Consider the following 10,332-nt stretch of genomic DNA (forward strand, 5'->3'; position numbering starts at 1 on the left):
GTCGGAAACCGTTATCGATCTCATTCACGGTTTTGGACACCTCTGAGGACAACCAATCAGGCCGAGCGATAAAAGTGCAGCGAGAACAATCGGAAAAGTATTCGCGTGCATATCCGTCTTCAATCAAGTTAGGGGTGAGTGATAATTTGCCCGCCAATTCGCAAAGCCATCAGCGGATTCCTGTCAGCTTGACCTCATGAGCACCACCAGCGATGCTGCTCCAGAGCGGGACATTTGCCCCAATGACTCTGGGTGACCAGATTTCACAGAAAGGACTGACACGCCCACCCGATGAGGCGCCGTCAACAACACCTCACTCTTTCTGTTTCAGGGGCGATCATTTTTGTTTGCAGAACGATATACACAATTCGCCTCACGTAAGCACGCAAGATTCTGCTATTTAGTCAAGCCAGGCGGGTTTTCTAGTCTTCTTTAACCTCACCCGGAACTGAAAATCGGGCATGTTCTTTCAACCTTGACTAGGAACATCGCCGGTGGCAACCTGGTGAGCAACTGTAACGCAGGACACAATCCACGGCAGCAAAATGGGCATTCTTCAATCTGAAATGATCCCGAAGGATACTCAAAGTACCAGCTACGGCACCGTAGACCATAACGAGCATTCTCGTACTTAAAGGACTTGATACGCGTGGTGAATAATAGACATCCCGGCAAGAAACGTTCGCGCTATTCCGCCTTCCAGCTATTCTCCAAAGGGCTCACTCAAGAAGATTGGCCTGAAATCTGGTCGGAACCAGATATGAAAGACAGCTATGAAGTCGTCATTATCGGTGGTGGTCTTCACGGGCTAGCAACCGCCTACTATCTGGCGAAGAATCATGGCATTACCGATATCGCGGTGATCGATAAGAACTACATTGGTGCTGGTGGCTCGGGTCGAAACACCTCGATTCTGCGGTCGAACTATCTGACACCCGAAGGTGTGAAGTTCTATGATCGTTCGTTGAAACTTTATGAACAGCTTTCGTCAGAACTCAACTTCAACCTGATGTTCTCCCAGATGGGCCACATGTCGCTGGCCCACGATGACGGCGGTATGCGCACGATGCAGTGGCGCGCGCAGGTTAACCAGGTCCAGGGTGTTGATTCCAAAGTCATTGGGCCAGATGAGATCAAAGAGCTCGTCCCCTACATTGACATTTCCACAGACACCCGGTATCCCATACTCGGTGCGCTCTACCACCCACCCGGCGGTACCATTCGCCACGACGCGGTGGTCTGGGGTTATGCCCGTGCTGCACACGAGATGGGTGTGCACATTATCCAGCACACCGAAGTCACCGGCATTGACGTCGAAAATGGTCGTGTTACCCGGGTTCGTACGGATAAAGGCAACATCGCCACCGGTACAGCGGTCAACTGTACTGCCGGTTGGGCGTCCTTGATTTCGGATATGGCCGGGGTACGGATGCCGGTGACCACTTCGCCGCTACAGGCAGCAGTGACCGAACCGGTCAAGCCATTCTTGGGCACCGTCGTCGTCTCGGGAACACTGCACGTTTACGTTAGCCAGACCGACCGCGGTGAGCTGGTCTTTGGCGCCAGTGTCGACCCATTTACCTCGTATTCAATGCGTGGCACCTTGGAATTCGTAGAAGGCCTGGCCACCAATGTGCTCAGCTTGATGCCATCACTATCGAAGATGCGCCTGCTACGCCAGTGGGCTGGGCTGTGTGACATGACCCCGGACTACTCGCCAATTATGGGCGAGACCGAAGTTGAGGGTTTCTATGTTGACGTCGGTTGGGGAACCTACGGTTTCAAAGCCGGCCCGGTTGCCGGTGAAACGATGGCCCAGACCATTGCCACCGGTAAACGTCCAGAAATTATCCAAGGCTTCGGTTTGGAACGTTTCTCATCCGGCCAGCTGGTCGGTGAGAAGGGTGCAGCCGCGGTTGGCCACTAGCCCGAGTCACGACAAGGAGCAACGTTATGATGCAAATCAACTGCCCGTGGTGCGGGCTACGCAATGCCACCGAATTCAAACAGTACGGTGAAAGACCACCGCGGCCTGATGTTGCCAACGCAACCCGAGAGCAATGGGCCGACTACCTGTACTTCCGCGATAACGCGTGGGGTGTCGTCAAAGAGCAGTGGTTCCATTCGGCTGGTTGCCGCCAATTCTTCATGCTGCACCGTGACACGTTTGCGAATAAAGCCATCCGTTCTGAAGGAGACGTTCGATGACCCCGTCTGATCACAATCAACCGCTGCGTCTAGGGACACAGCCCAATGAGGAAATTGATCGGTCCCAGCGCGTCACGTTTACCTGGAATGGCAAAACGTACACTGGGTACCAGGGTGACACGATCGTCTCGGCCCTGTATGCCGCCGGTGAGCGCATGTTCTCGCGTTCGATGAAGTACCATAGCCCACGAAGCGTGCTGACCGGAACCCTGCACGATCCGGGAACGATTATGCAGGTCGACGACGAACCAAACGTGCGCGGTGCACACCGTCAGATCGAAAACGGCATGAACGTCACCTCTCAGAACACCTGGCCGTCGCTGAAATACGATATTCGCGCTGTGAACCAACTGGGTGCGCGATTCCTGGGACCTGGGTTTTACTACAAGACGTTCATGAAACCTGACTTCCTGCGGCCCGCTTATCAGCGAGTACTGCGTGGGTTCGTCCACGGTGGGAAAGTCTCACAACAACGGCCGGAAGAAACCTATGAGAAGCGTTATGCTCACACCGACGTCTTGGTGACCGGGGGTGGACCCGCGGGGATGGAAGCGGCACTGGCAGCTGCAGCCTCGGGCGCATCCGTCATGTTAGTTGAAGAAGATCATCAACTCGGTGGTCATCTGCGCTGGTCCGACGGCGAGCTAGCCCGCCAACTGCGCTCCCAGGTCATGGCCAACCCGAACATCACCGTCTACACCAACACCACGGTGGCAGCACGCTACGATGACAATTGGCTGGCCGTTGTGCAACGGTCCCCGAAACCAGGCATGGGCGAACGAATGATCAAGACCCGCGCCCGCAGCCTCGTCGTTGCCGCCGGTCTCTTGGAGCGTCCTTATGTTTTTGAAGGCAACGATCTGCCCGGCGTCATGCTTTCCACGGCAGCACGTCGGCTGATCCACCTGTACTCGGTGCGCCCGGGGGGCCGTGCGGTCGTGCTGACTGCGAACCCCGAAGGTGATGCAACCGTTGAAGATCTGCGAAATGCTGGGGTTGAGGTCGTCGCCGTCGTTGATGCTCGCCAGGGTGACACGGTGGTTCGGGCAACCGGACGTGGTCGTGTCCAATCTGTTGAACTGTCGAATGGCCAAAAGATTGCCGCTGATCTGCTGGTGACCGCTGTGGGCTGGACTGCTCCGACCTCGCTGCTCAATATGTCGGGTGATAAGCCCTATTACGAACCGCAAGCGGCACGTTTCCTTCCCGGAGGCACCGAGGAAGGTGTGTATGCGGCCGGTGGGATTTCCGGTGATGGCACCGTGCAGCAGCTACGCGATCACGGTGCCGCCGTTGGCGCCCGTGCCGCAGTGCACGCTTTGGAACAGCGCAGCTTGAAGATCGCCTCGGCACCAACTGTGACAGGACACCCTGCAGCCCCCGTGGCACAGGACCTGCCAGACGTCCCACCGTTGCCGGTACCGCAGCACCCTGAACTGTTCCGGTCAACCACCCACGGTTTTGTGGATTATTCCGAAGACATCACCTCTTCGGATCTGCAGGCTGCGGTGGCCGAAGGCTATGACTCGGTCGAGTTGGTCAAACGCTTTACCACCGTGACCATGGGACCGTTACAGGGCAAGATCGAGCTGGTGAATTTTATCGCCGTCGTCGCTGAAGCCACCGGGAAGACCATCGCCGAGTCCGGGACGACGACCTGGCGGCCAATGTATGCTCCAGTGACACTGGGTGCACTGGCCGGTCAGAAATACGATCCGGTTCGCTACTCGTCGATCCAGCCGTGGCACGAGGCGCACGGTGCCAAACCGATGGTGGCCGGTCAGTGGATTCGCCCGGAACACTATGGCGACCCGCAGGCTGAGGTGCGTCGGGTTCGTGACGGCGTCGGCATTATCGATGTCTCCCCGCTGGGCAAGATCGACCTGCGCGGACCTGATGTGCCAAAACTGTTGAATCTGCTCTACACCAATAAATGGTCCAAGCTGGGTATCGGCAAGGTCCGCTACGGTGCCATGGTGTCTGAAGATGGTGTGGTCATGGACGACGGCGTGACTGCTCGACTGGATGAAGACCGCTACCTGATGACCACCACGACCGGTGGCGCCGGACGCGTCTGGGACTGGATTGAAGAATGGTTGCAGACCTTCCACCCAGAATGGCAGGTCAACGCGACCCCGGTTTCCACCGCCTACACCAGTATCAACATTGCTGGCCCGCATTCGCGCACACTGTTGTCGCGGCTGACCGATGTGGATGTTGCCGCTGAGGCCTTCAAATATATGGAGGTGCGCACCGGAACGGTTGCTGGAGTTGAGCATTCGATTCTGTGGCGGATCGGGTTCACCGGGGAACTCTCCTACGAAATTCACGTGCCAGCCGCCTACGGTCTACATGTTTGGGAGACCCTGTTGGAAGTCGGAAAAGATCTTGGCGTGGGACCATTTGGTCTCGAAGCTCAGCGTATTTTGCGACTAGAAGCCGGGCACCTGATTGTCGGTCAGGATACTGACGGACTGACCAAGGCCTACAGTGCCGGCCTGGATTGGGCGGTGAAACTCGATAAAGAAGACTTTGTGGGCAAACCGGAACTGCTCTGGCAACAAGAAACCCAAAGTGGCACCAATTTGGTTGCGGTCCAACCGGTTGATACCCATGTGGTGCCAGAAGAAGCCAGTCAGGTGGTTTATGGTAATGGGACCATTGCCGGGCGCATCACCTCTTCGCGGTTCTCCCCGACCCTGAACCGGTCAATCTGTTTGGCCCAGGTCGACAAGTCGCTGGCCCAGCCCGGGACAATCATCACGATCCGTCAAGTTGACGGTACCACTATCCATGCCAAGATCATGGAGGGCCTAACCGCGGTCGATCCCGAAGGCACTCGCTTGGATAATAACAGCCGGCCAGAGGCACTCGTGGAGTTCAGCGAACCCATCGGCCGCAGCCCGGTTCGGGTAGGGGATGCCACGACCTTACTTGCCGGTTGGGAAGTCTCGGCACAACCGGCTTCTGGTCCCCTGACCATCCAAGACGTCAGCGTGCTGACCAAGATTGAAGTTCGCAGCGCATTGACCGGGTCAACCGCAGATACACTGCAGGCCGGCTTTGGCCGAACCCATCGCAGCCAAGATGGCACATTGGTGGTCGGTTCTGGGCCAGGTCAGTGGCATATTCTGGGTGAGCCCGGGGCACAACAGACCATGATCACCCAGCTACAGCACATGGCAGATAACGCCACTGAGCTAACCACGGTGGTGGATCTGACTCACGGTCGCGCACTGTTCCGGGTTACCGGGGCTGAAGCAGCAGCCGTGCTCAAGAAGTTGTGTTCGTTGGAGCTATCCGATGATATCGTGCCCGATGGGTCAGCCCTGCGCGGCAGTGTTGCCGGGGTGGTCACCGATATTATTCGCGACGACGTCGATGGCACCCGCAGCTATCTGGTCCACTGCGAGCGCTCCTCAGGTCAGTACCTGTGGGATACGCTGCTGGATGCAGGTGCAGAATATCGCCTAACCGAAGTTGGCTACACGATGGCCTACTCGAACTAAAACAACACTGTGGTGGCCGGTCCAGCTGGGTCGGCCACCACAGTATTTAACGCACAACCCACAGCTCAATGATCACCGCATCGGGTTTGCGCCGTCCAGACCCAATGACCACCGTGGATTCCAGCCACTGCCACGAGGACGTGTCACTGTCGGCTACCTCAAAGCGGGGTGCACAGCGGAAATAGATTCTCTCGGCGGGCACTTCGTGGCCTTCGGCGAGCGCGGTGATGTCTTCGGCCGAGCCGGTCCGATAGGCATTGTTCATCACGAACAGGCGTGCGCCGTCGTCAAGTTCAATGATGTACCGAGCGTCCAGATCCGATTCGGTGGCGCTGCGGATCACCTGAAAATCTGCGCCAGCGTTGAGAATCGTGCCCGAAACGTTGGGACCGGTCAGGCTGCCACCGGTGATGGGAATAACCCTGCGTTGTCCAGCGTGCGTGCGTCCCACTTCGACCGGGGCGGAAACTTCGATGTTGAGACGGCCAAAATATTCGAGTTCGGGCGGTTCTGGCTGACTGGCTGTATGTGAAGGTGTTGTCATAGTTCCAGGGTAGCTAGAACCTTGCGACTATGGCTGAGCTCATAAACTTTCGGGTTTTCCATAATCGAAGTCTCCGGTTGCCACGGTGTTGGTTTGATCTGCGGAACCATACTGTTAAAGCATGACTTCAACATCAACACCTCCGGGGACCCACCCCATATCGCGCCCGCCACTTCGGCTGGGCCTGACCCTGTTACATTTAGCGGTACTTGGCACGCTCGGTTGGGCGGTCATTGGGCTGCTGCTCGGCGCGATCGGCCTCGGTCTTGGCATGCTGTTCTTACTCGGCCTGGGCGCCATCGTCCTGCTGGGTGTGTTCTACGTGCTCTTCGGCCTGGCCTGGCTTGAAATTGAGCGGGTCGCCAGCCTCTATGACATTCCCGCCCATCCGCTGAACTGGTACCCGCGCACCGAGGCGACGTTCGGCGGATACCTGCGCTCCCTGGGTGCCAACTTCGTACACGGTCGCATGTGGGCGGCCCTGGGAAACTTCGTTCTAGCATCGCTGATGGGTGCCGTTATGATCGGCGCTTTCCGGTACATGATCGCCCTGATCATTGCCGCTTTTACGCCGCTCACCGATGCCGAGACGGTTACCACCGCATTTGGCATCCACGTCGAGTCCAGTTACGCTCCCCTGCTGGTGCTGCTAGCACTCGTGTGTGCCGGGGTAATCGTCGGGATGTTATTCCTGCACCGCACCATCGCCACCGCGATCATTGGGGCAACCGCTCGCGAATCTGATCTGACCGAACGCGTTCGCACCACCGCCGTCCAACGCGAAGGTGCCATGCGTGCCGCAGAGGTGGAACGCACCCGTATTGAACGCGACCTGCACGACGGCGTCCAACCGCGACTCGTCTCATTGGGCATGACCCTCGGCCTGGCCAAACAACACATTGATGACCAGCCTGAACAGGCCAAAGAGCTCATCGATGAGGCGCACACGTCAACCAAGGCGGCCATCACCGAGCTGCGCCAACTAACCCGCGGCATCTACGCCTCGGTGTTAGATGATCGTGGCCTGGATGCTGCACTGTCCGCGGTGGCTGGCCGCTCGCACATTCCCGTCAGCCTAGATGTCCGGCTGCCCTACCGCTGTGACCGGGCAACAGAAGCCGCCGTCTATTTTGCCATCGCCGAAGGTCTGACCAACGCTGCCAAACACTCCCGGGCCTCCGAAGCTCGGGTCACCGTGCGCATGCGCGACGACGAGACAGGCCGCCCGTATATCTGGGCCCGGGTGGAAGATAACGGCACCGGCGGCGCCCGCGTGGTTCCCGGTGGCGGTCTGGATGGCATCACCAACCGGGTCGTGGCGGCCGGCGGTACGATTCAGGTAGATAGCCCCGCCGGCGGGCCAACAGCATTGGAAGTGAGCGTGCCATGCGCATCCTAATTTGTGAAGATTCCGTGTTACTGCGTGAAGGCCTCGTGCGCCTGCTGGAACACTCCGGCCACGACGTCGCAGCCGCCCTACCGGATACCACCGAACTGTTTGCCACCTTAGAACACGATATGCCGGATCTGGCCATCCTGGATGTGCGCCTGCCACCAACCTACTCGGATGAAGGTATCCGGGCGGCACTGCAAATCCGTGAGCAATATCCTGACCTACCGCTGCTGGTGCTCTCCCAGTACGTCGAAGAGCGCTACGCCTCCGAACTGATTTCCACGCATACCCCGGCCCTGGGCTATCTGCTCAAAGACCGGGTCGCAGATGTCACGGATTTTGTGCAATCCCTGGAACAAATCCGCACCGGCGGCACTATCCTCGATCCGGAAGTGGTGGCACAGTTATTGACCCGTTCCAATCACGACAACCGCATGCAGCGCCTCACCGCACGAGAACGCACCGTGCTAGCAGCCGTGGCCGAAGGCAAATCCAATCAGGCCATCGCCGAACTATTGCACCTCTCCGAAGCCAGCGTCGAAAAACACATCACCGCGATCTTCCAAAAACTTGAACTTGAAGCCGACGGCACCGGCAACCGCCGCGTTCTGGCCGCCCTGGCACACATCGAAAACCAGGCTGCCAGCCCGCAGCCACGACAGGACTAGTCATGAGCACTTACACCCCGTACCCGCAACCCGAACCACCAGCCCCACCCAGCCCAGAACCTCGACGCTCGGGGGCCACCAAACCCATCATGATCATCATCGCCGTCGTCGGCGCCATCGCCTTGGTGGGCATTTTGGTGACCACCTTGTTTACCTCGATTATCGGGCTGTCCTCCCAAGGCTCGGTCAACCAAACAGCTCATACCAGCGGGGTAACGCAATTGGAGCTCAACTCGAATGCCGGCCGGGTGGATATTCTGTTCGACGACGTCGATCAGGCTACCTTGGATGCGACGGGCGAGTATGCAAACCGGTGGGAATTAACCCGGGACGGCGATGTCCTAGCCATCAACGCCCCAGACCAATGGTGGTCCTGGTGCTGGTTCAACTGCGACGACACCCACGTTACCGTGACCCTGCCTCAGGAACTCAACGATGGCAGTCTCAATGCTGAAATGGATCTCAACGCCGGTCAGCTCAACGTCAGCGGTAGCTTCAATGACCTAGCCGTTGAACTCAACGCCGGAGAAATCAACGTTGCAGGCGCCGCCCGTACTTTGCAGACCGAGGTCAACGCCGGTAATGCCAACTTCCAGCTTGCTGATGTTGAGGCTGCAGCATTTGAAATTTCCGCCGGGCGAATAGCCTCCGAGCTCACCGGGACTGCCCCGACCACAACGGACATTGACGCCAGTGCCGGCCAACTGATCCTTGAACTGCCCGACGCCGAATACGCCGTGGTTTCCGACATTTCCGCGGCAAGTTTGGATAATACTCTACGCACCGCACCGGATGCGGCCAACCGAATCACCATCGACCTGGCGGTTGGTGATGTGACCCTGCGGCCCGGAACACCAGCTCAGCAATAGCCCAGGTCAGAAGGGACCCAAAACTCAAGAGAAGCGAAAACCACCACTTACTAGAATCAGCTGCTCTTATTGAGGCGTGCGTTGAAACACCACCAACGCACGCCTGCTCGACGTCAGCGCCAGAAGATACTGGCGTTGACAGCTGGCGGATACCGCTACAGTCCTGACCAGGATGAGCCCGGATACGACCGTGGACGGCGAGCTAACGGTCACCGGGCAAGGCGCCACCGGCCAGTTGAGTCCGTACTTCGAGTACCGGGCGACTACTACAAACCTCACTACGACAAAAGCCGAAGCGTTCAACTGTCGTACATCACTCGATGCCGGTTCGGGTTGTATTTTGGTAGCCAAAACCCCTACGTTCCCTCGACCAAACGGCGACTGCCGAAACCACAGGGACAGCCTCGGCTGGCGTTCACACCTGGACCTTCAATGCAGAATCAATTGTCCTCGACTAGATCGTTGTCCTCAAAAATTGGCAATGTTGTGCTGTAGCTGTTGGCCGCACCGGTTCGTTGGAACCAACCATTGAGACCGGCTCCGTCGCACTGGTTCGCAAAATCGCCGCTGTAGAAATAACCAGAGATGATGTCATCAACTGACACCGTAAGCCGAGCGTTTTTCGGCATTCCCGGAATCACCCCGGTCATTCTGTGGTTTCAAAACCCTTCTATATTAGGCGGTCTAATCCTTGGTGCCACCGGGCTGGGCATCTGAGCTTTCGGCCCCGCGATGACGAAGAAGAACTGACCAAATAACAGCCCCAACGCGGCAAATATCGGGCTCAAATCATCGCCGTCCCCGTCCTGTTCATCCTCACGGCACCGCTACTGACTATGGACCGCAAACCACCACCGATTTTCATGGCGACGATCTGCGATTACGATCACCAGGAGATATCGAGCACATGCCGAAATTAGCGCCGGGAGATTCAGCCACTGAGGTGGTAGACGTGTGGGCTGGCGCACCGAAGAATCATTGCACGACCTCGCCCTCACTCGCGCGACGCAGCAGGTGAGGGTTTATGGTGAAATCAGTGTAAGTCACCAAGCAAGGAAACCTCGTGCATACCGTTCGCTCTGAATCTTCAACTGTCCCGGTGGCCACCAAATGGTGGAGTCCGGTGGATCTCACCCCCGGT

General features: G+C 57.8%; 8 protein-coding genes. 7 read left to right on the top strand and 1 reads right to left on the bottom strand.

Annotated features, from left to right (window positions below):
- The first annotated feature begins 649 nt into the window (after positions 1-649).
- Genes K8V32_RS01210 through K8V32_RS01220 form a run of 3 tightly spaced genes read left to right on the top strand, consistent with a single transcriptional unit; the run spans position 650 to position 5,717 of the window.
- Positions 650-1,927 (top strand): FAD-dependent oxidoreductase, encoded by a 1,278-nt coding sequence (locus K8V32_RS01210; RefSeq protein ID WP_303901636.1) that lies wholly within the window; start codon positions 650-652, stop codon positions 1,925-1,927.
- A 26-nt stretch (positions 1,928-1,953) separates the two neighbouring features.
- Positions 1,954-2,208, top strand: coding sequence for a sarcosine oxidase subunit delta (locus K8V32_RS01215; protein WP_303901641.1), 255 nt, complete (start codon positions 1,954-1,956; stop codon positions 2,206-2,208).
- Positions 2,205-5,717: a 2Fe-2S iron-sulfur cluster-binding protein gene (locus tag K8V32_RS01220; protein ID WP_303901644.1), complete on the top strand. Its 3,513-nt coding sequence runs from the start codon at positions 2,205-2,207 to the stop codon at positions 5,715-5,717. Before K8V32_RS01215 ends, K8V32_RS01220 begins: the two co-directional genes overlap by 4 nt.
- Positions 5,718-5,763: 46 nt before the next feature.
- On the opposite strand, the gene K8V32_RS01225 is transcribed toward K8V32_RS01220, so the two are convergent.
- A complete protein-coding gene (locus K8V32_RS01225; RefSeq protein WP_303901647.1) occupies positions 5,764-6,261 on the bottom strand; it encodes a DUF3237 domain-containing protein in 498 nt (165 codons plus the stop codon).
- Between the two features lie 121 nt (positions 6,262-6,382).
- Between K8V32_RS01225 and K8V32_RS01230 the strand changes: the two genes are divergently transcribed.
- The 4 genes from K8V32_RS01230 (at position 6,383) to K8V32_RS01245 (ending at position 9,908) form a co-directional block, all read left to right on the top strand.
- Positions 6,383-7,660: a sensor histidine kinase gene (locus tag K8V32_RS01230; RefSeq protein ID WP_303901650.1), complete on the top strand. Its 1,278-nt coding sequence runs from the start codon at positions 6,383-6,385 to the stop codon at positions 7,658-7,660.
- Positions 7,648-8,322 (top strand): response regulator, encoded by a 675-nt coding sequence (locus tag K8V32_RS01235; protein ID WP_303901653.1) that lies wholly within the window; start codon positions 7,648-7,650, stop codon positions 8,320-8,322. The genes K8V32_RS01230 and K8V32_RS01235 overlap by 13 nt, the downstream gene beginning before the upstream one ends.
- 2 nt (positions 8,323-8,324) lie before the next feature.
- Positions 8,325-9,191 carry a DUF4097 family beta strand repeat-containing protein gene (locus K8V32_RS01240; protein ID WP_303901656.1) on the top strand — a complete coding sequence of 289 codons (867 nt, stop codon included), beginning with the start codon at positions 8,325-8,327 and terminating at the stop codon, positions 9,189-9,191.
- A gap of 585 nt (positions 9,192-9,776) precedes the next feature.
- Complete coding sequence (locus tag K8V32_RS01245; protein ID WP_303901659.1) at positions 9,777-9,908, top strand: hypothetical protein; 132 nt, start codon at positions 9,777-9,779, stop codon at positions 9,906-9,908.
- Positions 9,909-10,332: the final 424 nt, after the last annotated feature.

The sequence above is a fragment of the Enteractinococcus helveticum genome (assembly GCF_020742345.1).
In the GTDB taxonomy this organism is placed as follows: Bacteria; Actinomycetota; Actinomycetes; order Actinomycetales; family Micrococcaceae; genus Yaniella; species Yaniella helvetica_A.

Bases quoted from the DNA above. Each gene is read 5' to 3' on its own strand.
- K8V32_RS01215 (WP_303901641.1), top strand. From the start codon at position 1,954: ATGATGCAAATCAACTGCCCGTGGTGCGGGCTACGCAATGCCACCGAA.
- K8V32_RS01220 (WP_303901644.1), top strand. From the start codon at position 2,205: ATGACCCCGTCTGATCACAATCAACCGCTGCGTCTAGGGACACAGCCC.
- K8V32_RS01240 (WP_303901656.1), top strand. From the start codon at position 8,325: ATGAGCACTTACACCCCGTACCCGCAACCCGAACCACCAGCCCCACCC.
- K8V32_RS01245 (WP_303901659.1), top strand. From the start codon at position 9,777: ATGATGTCATCAACTGACACCGTAAGCCGAGCGTTTTTCGGCATTCCC.
- K8V32_RS01225 (WP_303901647.1), bottom strand. From the start codon at position 6,261: ATGACAACACCTTCACATACAGCCAGTCAGCCAGAACCGCCCGAACTC.
- K8V32_RS01230 (WP_303901650.1), top strand. From the start codon at position 6,383: ATGACTTCAACATCAACACCTCCGGGGACCCACCCCATATCGCGCCCG.
- K8V32_RS01235 (WP_303901653.1), top strand. From the start codon at position 7,648: ATGCGCATCCTAATTTGTGAAGATTCCGTGTTACTGCGTGAAGGCCTC.